The organism is Frisingicoccus sp. (genome assembly GCA_016298055.1).
GTDB lineage: Bacteria > Bacillota > Clostridia > Lachnospirales > Lachnospiraceae > Frisingicoccus.
Genome location: JAEDDO010000034.1, coordinates 1 through 16,296, shown reverse-complemented (window position 1 = coordinate 16,296; position 16,296 = coordinate 1). Strand labels below are relative to the sequence as shown.

The following is a 16,296-nucleotide window of genomic DNA, read 5'->3' as shown; positions in this document are numbered from 1 at the left end:
GGGGACAGATTCGTAAAATGAATCTGTCCCCGTTTTAAATTACAGTAATCCACCGATTGAAAGGAAAAGCGGTGCAAATACAAGAGATACGATGGTCATCAGTTTGATTAAGATGTTGATAGATGGACCGGATGTATCCTTGAATGGGTCACCAACTGTGTCACCGACAACAGCTGCTTTATGTGCTTCGCTTCCTTTACCGCCGTGATGTCCGCCTTCGATATATTTCTTAGCGTTATCCCATGCACCACCGGCATTGGACATGAAGATGGCCATAAGTACACCTGTAACGAGAGCACCAACAAGAAGTCCTCCGAGTGCTTCAACACCGAGTAATACACCAACAAGAACCGGAACGATTACGGCCATGATACCAGGAACATACATCTCTTTAAGGGATGCCTGTGTGGAAATAGCTACACATTTTGTGTAATCCGGACGGTCTGTTCCTTTAAGGATGCCCGGTTTTTCACGGAACTGACGACGAACTTCTTCGATCATCTTATAAGCAGCTTTGGAAACGGATTCCATAGTCAGAGCGGAGAAGAGGAATGTCAGTACACCACCGATAAATACACCGATAACAACACGTGCGTCAAGAACATTGATTGCCTGAAGTTTAACTGCTTCTGCGTAAGATACAAAGAGAGCCAGTGCTGTTAAAGCAGCGGAACCGATTGCAAAACCTTTACCCATGGCAGCAGTTGTGTTACCTACGGAGTCAAGTTTATCTGTGATCTCACGAACAGATTCATCAAGTTCAGCCATCTCTGCAATACCACCTGCATTATCAGCGATCGGGCCGTAAGCGTCAATTGCAACAGTGATACCTGTTGTAGAAAGCATACCAACAGCAGCAAGAGCAATACCGTAGAGACCAACCAGTTCATAGGAAATAAAGATGCCGACGCAGATCAACAGGATCGGAACAACTGTAGACTGCATACCTACAGCAAGACCGCTGATGATTGTTGTAGCGGAACCTGTTTCAGACTGCTGAGCGATCTTCTTAACGGATTTGTATTCATCAGATGTGTAAATTTCTGTGACAATACCGATAACAACACCAACAAGAAGACCTGCGATAACTGCGAGAGCAACATTGAAGTTACCAAACATTGTTTTACTTAAAGCAACAGCAACGATAATAACAATAGCAGTTGCGCCGTATTCACCACGTTTTAAAGCTGCATGTGGGTTTGAAGCATTACCGGATTTAACAACAAATGTTCCGAGGATTGCAGCAACAACGCCTGCAGCAGCGAGAAGTAATGGGAAAAGGACACCTGTTTTGTCATAGTAAGCAAGACCAAGAGTCATAGCGGAAATAATAGAACCAACATAAGACTCAAAAAGGTCGGCACCCATACCTGCAACGTCACCGACATTATCACCAACATTATCAGCGATAACAGCAGGGTTACGAGGGTCATCTTCAGGGATACCAGCTTCAACCTTACCTACAAGGTCAGCACCAACATCGGCTGCTTTTGTATAGATACCACCACCAACACGGGCAAACAGTGCGATGGAAGAAGCACCTAAACTGAAACCGAAGAGGATATCAGCGTTACCGGTAACAACGTAGATAATACTTACGCCGAAAAGACCGAGGCCGACAACAGCAAGACCCATAACACTTCCGCCGGAGAATGCAACAGAAAGAGCGGCATTCATACCGGAAGACTTAGCTGCACTTGCGGTACGTACATTTGCCTTTGTAGCAGCTCCCATACCGAGATATCCGGCGAGTACGGAGAAAAGGCTGCCGATCAGGAAACATACAGCGGTCATCCAGTTACCGAGACCGATTCCGATGACAAAAAACATTACAGCAACAAAAATAAGGAGCACTTTGTATTCAGACATAAGGAAGGCTCTGGCACCTTCAGCAATGGCTCCTGCGATCTCCTGCATACGTTCATTACCTGCGTCTTTTTTGCCGATAGAAGATGACGTCAGTACGGCAAAAAGCAAAGCAAGAACACCGATGACAGGGACGATCATAAGGAAGTTTTCCATAATAATTTCCCCCTTGCTAAAAAATATGAAATTGTAGATTTACCCATGCTGGGTATAATGCTTAGCATAGCAGAAAAAAGAAAAATATTCAATGGTTATCATTGAAAAAAATCAAAAACTCCGGGAAAATAGAATTAATATAAAATAAATAGTAGAAAAAGTCAGGGTTTTATGGTAAATTAATAATGAGGTGTTTAACATGAAAAACATGAAGAGAATTTTATTAAAATTGAGCGGAGAAGCTCTTGCCGGCGATAAAGGTTTTGGATTTGATGAGACGACGTGTCTTGAGGTCGGACGTCAGGTGAAAGCCATTACGGATAAAGGCACTGAAGTTGCGATTGTTATTGGCGGAGGTAATTTCTGGAGAGGACGTAACAGCAGCAAGATTATCGAACGTACAAAATCCGATCAGATCGGTATGCTCGGTACAGTTATGAATTGTATTTATGTTTCTGAGATTTTCCGTACACTGGGAATGGCGACAGAAGTCTTCACACCATTTATGTGCGGTGCATTTACTGAACTTTATTCGAAGGATAAAGCGATGGCTGCACTTGCGGCGGGCAAGGTTGTTTTTTTTGCAGGCGGTACGGGACATCCTTATTTTTCAACAGATACAGGGACAACCCTTCGTGCCATTGAGATCGAGGCCGATGCCATTCTTCTTGCAAAAGCAATCGATGGTGTTTATGATAAAGATCCAAAGGTTTATCCGGATGCGGTGAAGTATGATCAGGTAAGTATTCAGGATGTGGTAGATCAGAGACTTCAGGTTGTCGATCTGACAGCGACGATCATGTGCCTGGAGAATAAGATGCCGATGGTCGTATTTGGACTTAATGAAAAGGACAGTATCATTGAGACATTATATGGTAAATTTAACGGTACTTATGTGACCGTAGATGAATGATAAATAATTGGGAGGATTATCAGACATGGATGAAAGAATAAAAGTTTATGAGACAAAGATGCAAAAAACAATGGAAAGCCTGGAGAGAGAGTACAATTCCATCCGTGCCGGACGTGCAAATCCACATATTCTGGATAAGCTGGTGGTAGATTATTATGGCACACCGACACCGCTTCAGCAGGTGGGCAACATTACAGTTCCGGAAGCTCGTGTGATCATGATCCAGCCTTGGGAATCAAAGTTGATCAAAGCAATTGAAAAAGAGATCATGGCATCTGATATCGGAATCACACCAAGTAACGATGGTAAAGCTATTCGCCTTGTATTTCCGGAATTAACAGAAGAACGTCGTAAGGAACTGGCAAAGGACGTTAAGAAAAAGGGAGAAGCTGCGAAAGTAGCTGTTCGTAATATTCGTCGTGATGCGAATGATGCTTTGAAAAAATGGAGCAAGGCAAAGGAAGTTTCCGAGGATGAAGCAGATGATATTGAGAAGGATATCCAGAAACTTACAGATAAGTATATCGCTGAAGTTGACAAAGCAATCGAAGCAAAATCCAAGGAAGTAATGACAGTATAAGAATCAGAATAGGACAAAAAGAGGGAGGTTGTCGGATATCGGCAGCCTCTTTATGTTGCATGGCAGATTAAAAAGAAGGAGAATTTTATGAAGAGAGAGATTGATGGAGAACTTTTGGAAGTTCCGGAGCATGTGGCAATTATTCTTGACGGCAACGGTCGATGGGCAAAAAAAAGATTCATGCCTAGAAATTACGGGCATGCTCAGGGAAGCAAGACTGTTGAGCAGATCTGTGAGGATGCATGGAATCTGGGGATAAAATATCTGACAGTATATGCATTTTCTACAGAGAACTGGAGCCGCCCGCAAAAAGAAGTGGATGCGCTTATGAAGCTGCTTCGTTCTTATCTGAAGGATTGTATCAAGCGGACAACAAAAAATAATATGCGTGTCCGGGTGATCGGTGATAAAACCGGATTAAGTGAGGATATCCGAAATTCAATTGAGGAACTTGAACGGGTTTCGGCAGTGAATACCGGATTGAATTTTACAATTGCCATTAATTACGGAAGCCGTGATGAAATGCGCCGGGCGATGGTACGTATGGCTAAGGATGTGGAAGATGGAAAAGTGAAATCTGAGGAGATAACGGAGGAAGTATTTAAAGGTTATCTGGATACGTGGGAGCTTCCGGATCCGGATCTTTTAATCCGTACCAGCGGTGAACAGCGACTGTCCAATTTCCTGCTCTGGCAGCTTGCCTATACAGAGTTTGTATTTATGGAAGTTCTTTGGCCGGATTTTAACCGTAATGAACTGATACGCGCCATTCGGCAATATAATGGAAGAGAACGTCGGTTTGGCGGTATTTAGGAGGGGTTAAATATGTTCTGGACACGATTGGCCAGTGGTATTGTGCTGGTAGTTGTGGCAGCGGTTACGATCATGGCCGGAGGCGACATTTGGTTTCTGCTCGTATCTTTGCTGTCGATAGCGGGACTTTATGAGCTTTATAAGACGATGCATATTGAGAAAACCTTTCTCGGCTATGCCGGTTTGATCGCATCCGCATTTTACTGTGTTCTTTTAAGATGGAATATTCACAGCAGTGCAATTGCGGCTGTGATCGGAGGACTTCTTTTTATCAGCGGTATTTATGTTTTTACATTTCCGAAATATAAGGCTGATCAGGCAGCATTTGCTGTTTTCGGAATACTGTATGTTCCGGTGCTGATGATGCACTTGTATCAGATTCGTGAGCTTTCTGACGGATTGTTTATTATTCCTCTTGTCTTTTTAAGTGCATGGGGAAACGATACCTGTGCTTATTGTGTCGGCATGCTCATCGGAAAACATAAGATGACACCAAAGCTAAGTCCGAAAAAGAGCGTGGAAGGGCTTGTCGGAGGCATTGTTGGCGCACTGCTGCTCGGTATGGGATACGGCGCACTTTTCGGAAGTCATTTGCCGTCTCTTGGCAATACCGTTCTTTCATGTGGTCTCATATGCGGAGCCGGTGCCATCATTGCTGTGATTGGGGATTTAACGGCATCTGCGATCAAGAGGGATACGGGTATAAAGGATTATGGTAAACTGATACCCGGACACGGCGGTATATTGGATCGTTTTGACAGTATTTTATTCACAGCTCCGATTGTATATTATCTGGCAGTTTATTTAGGAGCAATTCATTAAGAAGGATACGGGAGGCAGAATGGATGAAACGTATTGCACTTTTAGGGTCGACAGGCTCGATAGGAACACAGACACTGGATGTGGTTCGCCATTATCCGGAAGATTTTCAGGTCACAGCTTTGGCGGCATCTTCAAATATTGAGATGCTGGAAAAACAGATACGTGAATTTAAACCGAAAATGGCGGTTGTATATAATGAAGCAAAGGCGGCAGAATTAAAATTAAGAGTGAGAGATCTTGAGATAGATATATTGAGCGGTATGGATGGACTTTTGGCTGCGGCCACGGAGGCATCCGCGGATATCGTTCTGACAGCCGTTGTGGGGATGATCGGTATACGTCCGACGATCGCGGCCATTGAGGCGGGAAAAGATATTGCTTTGGCAAACAAAGAGACGCTTGTTACGGCAGGACATTTAATTATGCCTCTCGCGAAGGAAAAGGGTGTGAAGATCCTCCCGGTTGACAGCGAACATTCTGCAATTTTTCAGTCATTACAGGGAGAAAATCGGGGACAGATTCATAAAATATTATTAACGGCATCCGGCGGTCCTTTCCGTGGAAAAACTCTGGAGGATATGAGGAATGTCCGGGTGGAGGATGCACTCAGACATCCGAACTGGGTCATGGGAAGAAAAATTACAATTGATTCGGCGACGATGGTCAATAAGGGACTGGAAGTTATTGAAGCCCGATGGCTTTTTAATGTGGGTCTGGATAAAATACAAGTGGTTGTTCATCCGGAGAGCGTGATCCATTCGATGGTAGAATTTGATGATTCTGCAGTGATTGGTCAGTTGGGAACACCGGATATGCGTCTTCCGATCCAGTACGCTCTTTTTTATCCGGATCGTAAACCGTTACATGGTGAATGGCTGGATCTGTTTGCCCTTGGCACCCTTCACTTTGAAAAGCCGGATCTGGAAGTCTTTCGCGGGCTTAAGCTGGCCTACGAGGCATTGGAGACGGGCGGTTCCATGACAACAGTGTTTAATGCGGCAAATGAACGGGCTGTTGCAAAATTTTTAGACAGAAAGATTCAATTTCTGGATATACCGGAAATAATAGGGGAAGCTATGGAAAAACACACTGCAATAACATCTCCGTCTCTGGAACAGATTCTGGATACAGAGGCGGCAACTTATGAATTTATTGAAAGCAGGTGGTAATTTGGGTATTATCATTGCACTGATCGTCTTCAGTGTTATTATCATATTCCATGAATTTGGACATTTTCTTCTGGCAAAGAAAAATGGGATCGGTGTGACCGAGTTTGCACTTGGCATGGGGCCTACGATCTTTGGTGTAAAACGGGGAGAGACAACATATTGTCTGAAAGCACTGCCGATCGGCGGACTTTGTGCCATGGTGGGTGAAGATTCGGATGAAGTCGGAGAGAACTCTTTTAATTCCAAAAGTGTATGGCAGAGGATGTCGGTTGTGGCTGCAGGGCCGATTTTTAATTTTATTATGGCATTTGTATTTGCACTGATTCTGGTGGCGGTTGTCGGTTATGATACACCTGTGATATCGAAGGTTGAGGAAAACGGACCTGCATGGGAAGCCGGTATCCGCGAAGGCGATGTGATCCACAGTCTGAACGGTCACAGAATCTATATGTACAAGGAATTTCGTACAGAGGTTTTAATGGATAATTCCGGGGAACCATTAACGCTTGAACTGGAAAGAGACGGAGAACTATATTCAACCGTCGTCACACCGGCATTAAGTGACAACGGAACATATATGATTCAGATATACGGAGGGGCATATGAGAAGACCGGCTTTTTTGAAACCCTCAAGTATGGCGCTCTGGAAGTCCGGTACTGGATCACAACGACAGCAAAAAGTCTTGTCCAGCTTGTATCCGGAAGGGTATCCGTTAACGATCTTTCCGGTCCGGTGGGAATTGTTACAATGATCGATGACACTTATAATGAGGCAAAAAGTTATGGATGGCTGGATGTTTTCCTGAATATGATAAATATAAGTATTCTTCTGAGTGCCAATCTCGGGGTCATGAATCTGCTGCCTCTGCCGGCACTGGATGGCGGACGTCTTGTTTTTCTTATTGTGGAAGCTATACGCGGAAAACCGGTTCCTCCTGAAAAAGAAGGATGGGTGCACACAGCCGGGCTGGTCCTTTTAATGGTCCTTATGGTCTTTATTCTTTACAATGATATACAAAAAATACTGCTGTAAAGGAGGCAGAAAGTATGTTGCGTCAAAATACAAAAGTTGTTTCTATCGGAGGGCATTGTATCGGAGGAAAATATCCGATTGCCATTCAGTCTATGTGTAATACAAAAACAGAAGATGTGAAAGCTACGGTGGCACAGATTCTTGCCCTGGAGAAAGCCGGATGCGAGATCATTCGTGTGGCGGTACCGACGATGGAAGCGGCAGAAGCTATAAAAGAGATAAAAAAACAGATCCATATACCTTTAGTCGGCGATATTCATTTTGATTATCGGCTGGCAATTGAAGCTATGAAAAACGGTGTGGATAAAATACGTATTAATCCGGGAAATATCGGCGGCGAGGATCGGGTAAAAGCGGTCGTGGACATGGCAAAAGCATGCCATGTGCCGATCCGTGTCGGTGTCAACAGCGGCTCTCTGGAAAAGCCGATCATTGAAAAATACGGACATGTGACAGCGGAAGGCATTGTAGAAAGCGCGATGGATAAGGTGCGTATGATCGAAGCTTTTGATTATGACGAGATCGTTATCAGCATTAAGTCTTCGGATGTTATGATGTGCATTAAAGCGCATGAGCGTATTGCAGCGCAGACTCAGTATCCGCTTCATGTGGGAATTACCGAATCCGGAACGCTGATCTCGGGAAATATTAAATCCTCAGTGGGACTTGGAATTATTCTCTATGAAGGCATTGGCAATACGATTCGTGTTTCTTTGACAGGTGATCCGGTGGAGGAGATCAAATCTGCCAAACTGATCTTAAAGACTTTGGGGCTTAGAAAGGGCGGCATAGAAGTTGTTTCCTGTCCGACATGCGGAAGAACTCAGATCGATCTTATTGGTCTGGCGAATCAGGTGGAAAATATGGTTCAGGGTTATGACCTTGATCTGAAAGTTGCTGTTATGGGTTGTGTTGTGAACGGCCCGGGAGAGGCAAAAGAGGCAGATCTGGGGATTGCCGGAGGAAAGGGTGAAGGCCTCCTCATTAAAAAGGGTGAGATCATCAAAAAAGTGCCGGAAGGAGAACTTCTGGGTGTACTGAAAGATGCATTGGATCATTGGGGTGAATAATTCATGGCAGTTTCTTTTTTTGAAGTATTTCCCGTTTTAAAATTGAATAAGGGGCTGGCAGACCTGCTTGAAGAAGCCGTTGTGGAGAAGATTACTTCCAGTCAGATAAAAAAACGTATAAGGGTTTATGTGAAAAGCTGTCGTCTTTTAACCTATGATCAGATCAGACATATCGAATATCAGATTGAAAACCAGCTTTTTGAAAATACAGGAGTCTGCGTGGATGTTATTGATCGATATGAGTTGTCCGGACAATATACGCCGGAACGGCTGATGACCATTTATTTTGACAGCTTTGAGGCGGAACTTAAGGATTACAGTGATCTGGAGGCCAATATTTTTCACAAAGCGAAAAAAGAATTTTCTGATCCGAATCGGATGACCCTCACTGTGGAGGATAATTTTATAACGGCTGCCAGGATTGAGGGTATACGGGACAGACTGATCCGTATCTTTCAGGATCGTTTTGGATTTTTTGTGGATATTTCCATTGTCTATGAAGAAAAGCAGAAGAGCCGTCAGGCTGAATATGCGGAGGAGACTTTCCAGAGGGAAGTGGATACCATTGTTCAGAATTATGCAGAGGCAGAGGCGGCGATTAAAGAGAAGCAGGCGAAGATCGAAGAGCAGAAACCGGCAAAAGATTTCAAGAAAGAAAATACCTACATAAAGAAAAAACTGGTCGATCCGGATATTTTTTATGGACGTCCTTTTGAAGGGGATGAGATGCCGATTGCGGAGATCACGGATGAGATCGGTGAAGTCATTGTCCGGGGTAAGATCATTCAGGTGGAAACACGGGAGATCCGTAATGAGAAGACAATCATCATGTTTGCCGTGACAGACTTTACAGATACGATCATGGCAAAGGTATTTACCAAAAATGAATTTTTGCCGGATCTTTTAGCCAATCTGAAAAAAGATACCTTTATCCGCATGAAAGCTATGGCGGTTATGGATAAATTTGATCATGGCGTTGCGTTGAACTCGGTTATGGGAATCAAAAAAATTCCGGATTTTACAGAAAAGCGAATGGACTTGAGTCCTGTCAAAAGGGTGGAGCTCCATGCTCACACCACAATGAGCGATATGGACAGTGTGGCAGATTGCAAAAAGATGCTTAAAACCGCCATGTCCTGGGGACATAAGGCCATGGCGATTACCGATCACGGTGTTGTGCAGGCTTTTACAGATGCGAATCACTGTGTGGAAGGCACAGATTTTAAGCCGATTTACGGTGTGGAAGGCTATCTGGTCGATGATCTTAAGCCGATTGTATTTGATTCGGAAAATCAGGATCTTGACAGTCGATTTGTTGTATTTGATATTGAGACAACAGGTTTTAGTGCGGTCAATGACCGCATTATTGAGATCGGTGCTGTAAAGGTTGAAGGTGGCCGGATTGTGGATAGATACAGTACATTTGTTAATCCGGAACGCCCGATACCCTTTGAAATTGAAAAGTTGACAGGAATTCACGACGGTATGGTGGAGGATGCAGAGGTTATTGAAGATGTCCTTCCAAAGTTTATGGAATTTTGTCAGGACTGTATTATGGTGGCTCACAATGCAGAATTTGATATGAGTTTTATACGGGAAAATTGCCGCAGACAGGGAATTGAACGGAAATTTACCGTTGTGGATACCTTAGCTATGGCCAGAAGCATGCTTCCCGACCTGAAAAATTATAAACTGGATACAGTTGTTGAGGCTGTGGGCGGCAGCCTTGAGAATCATCATCGTGCAGTGGAGGATGCGGAATCTACGGCGGATATTTTTGTGAAATTTGTTGCCCGGTTAAAAAATATGGGTGTGACGGATCTGGATACATTAAACAGCATGAGCCAGATGTCTAACAATGCCATCAAAAAGTTAAAGACCTATCATGTCATTATTCTTGCCCAGAATGATGTGGGAAGAATCAATTTATACCGTCTTGTGTCCTGGTCTCATCTGGATTATTATGCCCGCAGACCGAGAATACCAAAAAGTCTTTTACAAAAATACCGTGAAGGTCTGATCATTGGTTCCGCCTGTGAAGCGGGGGAATTATATCAGGCTGTTTTGAATGGCCGTCCGGAGGATGAGATTGCACGTATAGTGAATTTCTATGATTATCTTGAAATCCAGCCGATCGGAAACAATCTGTTTATGATCGAGAGTGAAAAAATACCTCAGATACAGTCAAGGGAAGATCTGATGGAAATGAACCGGAAGATCGTACGGCTGGGAGAACAGTTTCACAAACCGGTATGTGCCACCTGTGACGTTCATTTCCTTAATCCGGAGGATGAAGTTTACCGCAGGATCATTATGACGGGAAAAGGATTTGATGATGCGGATCGTCAGCCGCCGATTTATTTCCGTACGACAGAAGAGATGATGGAGGAATTCATGTATCTTGGTGCCCAGAAAGCGGAGGAAGTTGTTATTACAAATACCAATTATATAGCAGATCAGATTGAAAAAATTTCTCCGGTCCGTCCGGACAAGTGTCCGCCGGTCATTCCGGATTCGGATAAGACACTGCGAACGATCTGTTATGATAAAGCCCATGCTTTATATGGGGAAAATCTGCCGGAGGTTGTCGTGGAGCGGTTGGAACGAGAATTAAATTCCATCATCGGCAATGGTTTTGCGGTTATGTATATTATTGCGCAGAAGTTAGTGTGGAAATCGGTGGCCGACGGATATCTTGTTGGTTCTCGTGGTTCTGTCGGGTCTTCCTTTGCGGCCTTTACGGCAGGTATTACGGAAGTTAATTCACTTCCGGCACATTATCTTTGTCCAAATTGCAAATATGTGGATTTTGATTCAGATTATGTTAAAAGCTTTTCGGGAAGATCCGGATGTGACATGGAAGACAGAAACTGCCCGGTATGCGGTCAGCCCCTTTCAAAAGAAGGGCACGATATTCCATTTGAAACATTCCTTGGATTCAAAGGTGACAAAGAGCCGGATATCGACCTTAATTTCTCGGGGGAATATCAGAGTAAGGCTCATGATTATACGGAAGTTATTTTCGGAAAGGGACAGACATTCCGTGCGGGAACCATTGGTACGCTGGCAGAAAAGACGGCTTACGGTTATGCGAGAGGTTATTTTGAAGATCATCATGTGGAAAAGCGAAGCTGCGAACTGACCCGTCTGGCATCCGGCTGTGTCGGGGTGCGCAGGACGACCGGACAGCATCCGGGAGGTATTATCGTCGTTCCTTTAGGTGAGGAGATTTATTCTTTCACACCGGTTCAGCATCCTGCGAACGACCAGACAACACGTACAATAACCACCCACTTTGATTATCATTCCATTGACCATAACTTATTGAAGTTAGATATTCTTGGTCATGATGATCCGACCATGATTCGAATGCTTCAGGATATTACAGGCGTGGATCCAACATCGATTCGACTGGATGATCCGGAAGTTTTGTCTCTTTTTCATGGGCTTGAAGCACTGCATATTAAACCGGAAGATATTGGCGGCATAGACCTTGGTTCCCTTGGAATTCCTGAATTCGGAACAGATTTTGTTATGCAGATGCTTCGGGATACAAAGCCGAAGGCTTTTTCAGATCTTGTCCGTATTTCAGGACTGTCTCATGGAACGGATGTGTGGCTGAATAATGCCCAGACGTTGATCAAAGAAGGTAAAGCGGAGATTTCCACAGCAATCTGTACACGAGATGACATCATGATCTATCTGATCAATAAAGGTGTAGAGTCAGAACAGTCCTTTAAGATTATGGAAAGTGTACGTAAGGGAAAGGGTCTGACCCCTGCATGGGAAAAGGTCATGAAAGAGCATGATGTGCCGGACTGGTATATATGGTCCTGCAAGAAAATCAAGTATATGTTCCCTAAAGCCCATGCGGTGGCCTATGTTATGATGGGAATTCGAATTGCCTGGTTTAAGATTCATCATCCGCTGGCCTACTATGCTGCTTTTTTTACGATTCGCGCGACAGCTTTCGATTATGAGTTGATGTGTCAGGGAAAGGAAAATCTGGAGAAGCACCTGAAGCTCTATAAATCAAATCCGAATCTGACAGCAAAGGAAAAAGATACGGTCAGAGATATGAAAATTGTTCAGGAATTTTATGCGAGAGGATTTGAGTTTTTGCCGATTGATCTGTATAAGTCCGAAGCTGTTAAATTTACGATCGTGGACGGAAAACTGCTGCCGCCATTTTCATCGATTGACGGAATGGGTGGCATTGCTGCGGAAGCTTTGTATCTGGCAGCCAAAGGGGAACCTTTTATGTCAAAGGATGATATTGCCCAGAGAGCAAAGGTCAGCAGAAGTACATTGGATGTTATGGGAGAACTCGGACTGCTTGGCGATCTGCCTGAAAGTAATCAGCTTTCCATTTTTGATTTAAAGATAGGATAAAAAACAGGAGGGGAAATGTACTATTTTATAATAAATCCAAAGGCACAGTCGGGAAGGGGCGCGGCTGTCTGGAAAAAGATCCGGCGCGTCCTGAAGAAAAAACATATTGCCTATGAAGTTTTATTTACGGAGAAAACTGGTCATGCATCCGAACTTGTTCGAAAAGCAGCACAAAAAGGTGATGAAAATAAAACAGTCGTTGTTATGGGCGGTGACGGGACGATCAGTGAGGCGATGGATGGCCTGTGGGATCGTCCGGATGTTACGTTTGCCTATATTCCTATCGGTTCCGGAAATGATTTTGCAAGGACTCTGGGAATTTCTTCATCCTGGCGAAAGGCTTTGAAAGGGATATTAAATAAGGAACACGAGATCATGCTTCATCCCGGCAGGCTGGAGATCAATGGTGAAGTCCATCATTTTGGCGGAAGTATGGGTATCGGGTTCGACGCGGCTGTCTGTTATGATGTGGAGAATCTCAGATTCAAATCTGTTTTTAATCGGCTTGGATTGGGGCGTTTCACATATCTTGGAGTTGCACTTAAACTGCTTATTACAAGCTTATGTGACCCGATGAAGATCCGTTTGGATGGAAAAGATGTTCATTCCTTTTCAAAAGTCCTTTTTTTGTGTGCCTTAAAAGGAAAATATGAAGGCGGCGGTTTTATGTTTACACCGCAGGCGCGTATGGACGATCCTTATCTTCATATATGCGTTGCTCATGGAATTCCTGTTTTGAAGCGATTTTTTCTCCTTCCAAAATGTCTGAAGGGAAAACATGTGGGTTCACCGGGAGTGAGCATTTATAGGTGCCGGAAGATCGAAATTCTTTCATCACGTCCGAAGTTTCTTCATGTTGACGGAGAATTGGTCGGGCCGGCCCAAAAAGCGGTGGTCCGGCTTGAAGAAACGAAGATTCGGATGGTATATTGAAAAGGACTTGCATTTTAAAAGAATTGGTGATATAGTAATTAAGATAACAGATTATGATGAAACTAGAAGAGTGGGCGTGAGTCCACTCTTTGTACGTGTTTGAGAGTATTTTTCAAGGAGGAAGTGCTGTGGCAAAGAAAGATTATGAGAGCAAAACAGAAACATTGATTCAGCCGTTAATTGATGCGAATCATTTCGAACTGGTGGATGTGGAATGGGTCAAAGAAGGCGCAAACTGGTATTTACGAGTGTTTATCGATAAAGAGGGCGGCATTACTGTGGATGATTGCGAGCTTGTCAGCCGGGCTTTTGAGGAGATACTCGATAAGGAAGACTATATTTCGGAAAATTATATTTTTGAAGTCAGTTCTCCGGGACTGGATCGTCCATTAAAAAAGGAAAAAGATTTTGCAAGAAGCATCGGAAAAGATGTGGAGATCAAATTATATAAGGCATTAAATAAAGAAAAAGAATTTGTCGGCGTGTTAACAGCGTATGATCCGGAGACGATTACCATAACGCTTGATGATGAATCGACAATGGTATTTAATCGGTCCGATGTGGCTTTGATTCGTCTGGCATTTTTCATGTAGCGTCAGTCATACAGAAACCTTTTTACGAAGAGAAGAATAGGAGGAATAAAAATAATGAATAACGGACACGAATTAATTGAAGCTTTAAATCAAATTGAAAAAGAAAAAGGAATCAGTAAGGATATTTTACTTGAAGCTATGGAGAATTCCCTGGTGGCTGCCTGTAAAAATGAGTATGGTAAAGCAGATAATATTCGCGTAAATATTGACCGTGAGACAGGAAATGTTGTTGTCTATGCTGAAAAAGAAGTTGTAGAGGAAGTGGAAGATCCTGTTCTTCAGATCAGCCTTGCCAATGCACGTTTAAATGATATTAAATGTGATCTGGGTGACATTGTTCATGTGGAAGTAACACCGAGAAACTTCGGACGTATTGCCGCTCAGAAAGCAAAACAGGTCGTTGTTCAGAAGATTCGTGAGGAAGAACGTAAATCTTTATACCAGCAGTATTTTGACAAAGAAAAGGATATTGTGACAGGTATCGTTCAGCGTTATTCAGGACGTAATATCAGTATTAATCTCGGAAAAGTGGATACAGTTCTTACAGAGGCAGAGCAGGTGAAAACAGAACATTTTGAGCCGACAGAACGTATCAAGCTTTATGTTGTGGAAGTTAAGGACACAACAAAAGGACCAAAGATTACCGTTTCCAGAACCCATCCGGAACTGGTCAAACGTTTATTTGAATATGAAGTAACAGAAATCTATGCAGGTATTGTTGAAATCTGCAGCATTGCAAGAGAGGCCGGATCCAGAACAAAGATCGCTGTTCGTTCTACAAATCCGGAAGTGGATCCTGTCGGTGCCTGTGTCGGTGTGAACGGTTCCCGTGTCGGTGCCGTTGTCGATGAGCTTCGAGGAGAGAAGATTGATATCGTAAACTGGAGCGAAGATCCGGCAGCTTTCATTGAAAATGCGTTAAGTCCTGCAAAAGTTGTGTCTGTAAAAGCGAATGCGGAAGAAAAGACAGCATCGGTCATTGTTCCGGATTATCAGCTGTCACTGGCTATCGGTAAAGAGGGTCAGAATGCCAGACTTGCTGCCCGTCTGACAGGTTATAAGATTGACATTAAGAGTGAGTCCCAGGCTTATGATGAGGCTGAGGCAGAAGAAGTTGTTGAAGATGAAATTATGCCGGAAGATCTGGCAGAAGATATGGAAATCCAGGATGTGGAAGAATAATGGTGACAAAGAAAGTTCCTATGCGGCAGTGTACAGGCTGCCGGGAGATGAAGTCTAAAAGAGAAATGATTCGGGTGATCCGAACAGCGGAAAATGAAATCTGCATCGATGCTACCGGACGTAAGAACGGTCGGGGAGCTTATATTTGCCCGAGTATGCAGTGCCTGAAACAGGCAATAAAAAGCAGAGGACTTGAGCGTTCTTTAAAGACCGCCATACCTGATCTTGTGTATCAGCAGTTAGAAGAGGAGATGAGCCAAATTGACAAATGATAAAGTTTTAGCTTACCTCGGATTGGCAACCAGAGCCGGAAAGATACAAAGCGGTGAGTTTTCCACAGAGAAATCTGTCAAAGCCGGCAAAGCGGCCATGGTCATTGTGGCAGAAGATGCCTCAAATAATACAAAAAAGAAGTTTACAAATATGTGTACCTTTTATAAAGTGCCTATTTATATTTATGGTACGAAAGAGACATTGGGAGCTTCCATTGGTAGAGAGCTTCGGGCCTCTTTGGCATTGGAAGATACTGGTTTTTGTAACGCCATAAAGAAACAGATTGATTCAGAACGTATATAGACGGAGGTAGGTATATGTCAAAAATAAGAGTACATGAATTAGCAAAAGAATTAAATAAAAGCAGCAAAGATATCATTTATGCATTAAAGGGTCATGGTGTGCTTGTGGAGAGTCATATGAGTACAGTCAGCGATGACAGTGCGGAAAAGATCCGTAAATATTTTACAGCGGCACCTGTAAAAAAACAGGAAGCACCAA

General features: G+C 43.5%; 15 protein-coding genes. 14 read left to right on the top strand and 1 reads right to left on the bottom strand.

Annotation, left to right across the window (positions count from 1 at the left end; all coding sequences use genetic code 11):
- Positions 1-39: 39 nt before the first annotated feature.
- The gene (locus tag QZZ35_RS04705; protein WP_291236355.1) at positions 40-2,022 is read right to left on the bottom strand and encodes a sodium-translocating pyrophosphatase; all 1,983 of its coding nucleotides are present in this window, start codon (positions 2,020-2,022) and stop codon (positions 40-42) included.
- Positions 2,023-2,230: 208 nt separating this feature from the next.
- Between QZZ35_RS04705 and pyrH the strand changes: the two genes are divergently transcribed.
- From pyrH to QZZ35_RS04635, 14 genes are all read left to right on the top strand, one after another.
- Complete coding sequence (pyrH, locus tag QZZ35_RS04700; RefSeq protein WP_291234121.1) at positions 2,231-2,935, top strand: UMP kinase; 705 nt, start codon at positions 2,231-2,233, stop codon at positions 2,933-2,935.
- A 25-nt stretch (positions 2,936-2,960) separates the two neighbouring features.
- Positions 2,961-3,515: a ribosome recycling factor gene (frr, locus tag QZZ35_RS04695; RefSeq protein ID WP_291234110.1), complete on the top strand. Its 555-nt coding sequence runs from the start codon at positions 2,961-2,963 to the stop codon at positions 3,513-3,515.
- 66 nt (positions 3,516-3,581) lie between these two features.
- Positions 3,582-4,328, top strand: coding sequence for an isoprenyl transferase (locus QZZ35_RS04690; protein WP_291236357.1), 747 nt, complete (start codon positions 3,582-3,584; stop codon positions 4,326-4,328).
- A gap of 12 nt (positions 4,329-4,340) precedes the next feature.
- Positions 4,341-5,150: a phosphatidate cytidylyltransferase gene (locus QZZ35_RS04685; RefSeq protein WP_291236354.1), complete on the top strand. Its 810-nt coding sequence runs from the start codon at positions 4,341-4,343 to the stop codon at positions 5,148-5,150.
- Between the two features lie 23 nt (positions 5,151-5,173).
- Entirely contained in the window at positions 5,174-6,319 is a 1,146-nt protein-coding gene (locus tag QZZ35_RS04680) for a 1-deoxy-D-xylulose-5-phosphate reductoisomerase (protein WP_291236353.1), read from the top strand.
- Position 6,320: 1 nt separating this feature from the next.
- Complete coding sequence (rseP, locus tag QZZ35_RS04675) at positions 6,321-7,352, top strand: RIP metalloprotease RseP (RefSeq protein WP_291236356.1); 1,032 nt, start codon at positions 6,321-6,323, stop codon at positions 7,350-7,352.
- 14 nt (positions 7,353-7,366) lie between these two features.
- Positions 7,367-8,422 (top strand): flavodoxin-dependent (E)-4-hydroxy-3-methylbut-2-enyl-diphosphate synthase, encoded by a 1,056-nt coding sequence (gene ispG, locus QZZ35_RS04670; RefSeq protein ID WP_291236352.1) that lies wholly within the window; start codon positions 7,367-7,369, stop codon positions 8,420-8,422.
- A gap of 3 nt (positions 8,423-8,425) precedes the next feature.
- Positions 8,426-12,814 (top strand): PolC-type DNA polymerase III, encoded by a 4,389-nt coding sequence (locus tag QZZ35_RS04665; protein WP_291236351.1) that lies wholly within the window; start codon positions 8,426-8,428, stop codon positions 12,812-12,814.
- 15 nt (positions 12,815-12,829) lie between these two features.
- Positions 12,830-13,747, top strand: a complete 918-nt coding sequence (locus tag QZZ35_RS04660) for a diacylglycerol/lipid kinase family protein (protein ID WP_291236350.1) — start codon at positions 12,830-12,832, stop codon at positions 13,745-13,747.
- Between the two features lie 128 nt (positions 13,748-13,875).
- Positions 13,876-14,340 carry a ribosome maturation factor RimP gene (gene rimP, locus QZZ35_RS04655; RefSeq protein WP_291234104.1) on the top strand — a complete coding sequence of 155 codons (465 nt, stop codon included), beginning with the start codon at positions 13,876-13,878 and terminating at the stop codon, positions 14,338-14,340.
- 54 nt (positions 14,341-14,394) lie between these two features.
- The gene (gene nusA / locus QZZ35_RS04650; RefSeq protein WP_291234103.1) at positions 14,395-15,522 is read left to right on the top strand and encodes a transcription termination factor NusA; all 1,128 of its coding nucleotides are present in this window, start codon (positions 14,395-14,397) and stop codon (positions 15,520-15,522) included.
- Positions 15,522-15,794 (top strand): RNase P modulator RnpM, encoded by a 273-nt coding sequence (rnpM, locus tag QZZ35_RS04645; protein ID WP_291234102.1) that lies wholly within the window; start codon positions 15,522-15,524, stop codon positions 15,792-15,794. The genes nusA and rnpM overlap by 1 nt, the downstream gene beginning before the upstream one ends.
- On the top strand, positions 15,784-16,098 hold the full coding sequence (locus QZZ35_RS04640) for a L7Ae/L30e/S12e/Gadd45 family ribosomal protein (RefSeq protein ID WP_291234101.1): 315 nt from the start codon (positions 15,784-15,786) through the stop codon (positions 16,096-16,098). Before rnpM ends, QZZ35_RS04640 begins: the two co-directional genes overlap by 11 nt.
- 14 nt (positions 16,099-16,112) lie before the next feature.
- A partial coding sequence (locus QZZ35_RS04635; protein WP_291236349.1) for a translation initiation factor IF-2 N-terminal domain-containing protein occupies positions 16,113-16,296 on the top strand: 184 nt, incomplete at its 3' end.

Bases quoted from the DNA above. Each gene is read 5' to 3' on its own strand.
- QZZ35_RS04680 (WP_291236353.1), top strand. From the start codon at position 5,174: ATGAAACGTATTGCACTTTTAGGGTCGACAGGCTCGATAGGAACACAG.
- frr (WP_291234110.1), top strand. From the start codon at position 2,961: ATGGATGAAAGAATAAAAGTTTATGAGACAAAGATGCAAAAAACAATG.
- QZZ35_RS04660 (WP_291236350.1), top strand. From the start codon at position 12,830: ATGTACTATTTTATAATAAATCCAAAGGCACAGTCGGGAAGGGGCGCG.
- QZZ35_RS04665 (WP_291236351.1), top strand. From the start codon at position 8,426: ATGGCAGTTTCTTTTTTTGAAGTATTTCCCGTTTTAAAATTGAATAAG.
- pyrH (WP_291234121.1), top strand. From the start codon at position 2,231: ATGAAGAGAATTTTATTAAAATTGAGCGGAGAAGCTCTTGCCGGCGAT.
- QZZ35_RS04685 (WP_291236354.1), top strand. From the start codon at position 4,341: ATGTTCTGGACACGATTGGCCAGTGGTATTGTGCTGGTAGTTGTGGCA.
- nusA (WP_291234103.1), top strand. From the start codon at position 14,395: ATGAATAACGGACACGAATTAATTGAAGCTTTAAATCAAATTGAAAAA.
- ispG (WP_291236352.1), top strand. From the start codon at position 7,367: ATGTTGCGTCAAAATACAAAAGTTGTTTCTATCGGAGGGCATTGTATC.
- QZZ35_RS04705 (WP_291236355.1), bottom strand. From the start codon at position 2,022: ATGGAAAACTTCCTTATGATCGTCCCTGTCATCGGTGTTCTTGCTTTG.
- rnpM (WP_291234102.1), top strand. From the start codon at position 15,522: ATGGTGACAAAGAAAGTTCCTATGCGGCAGTGTACAGGCTGCCGGGAG.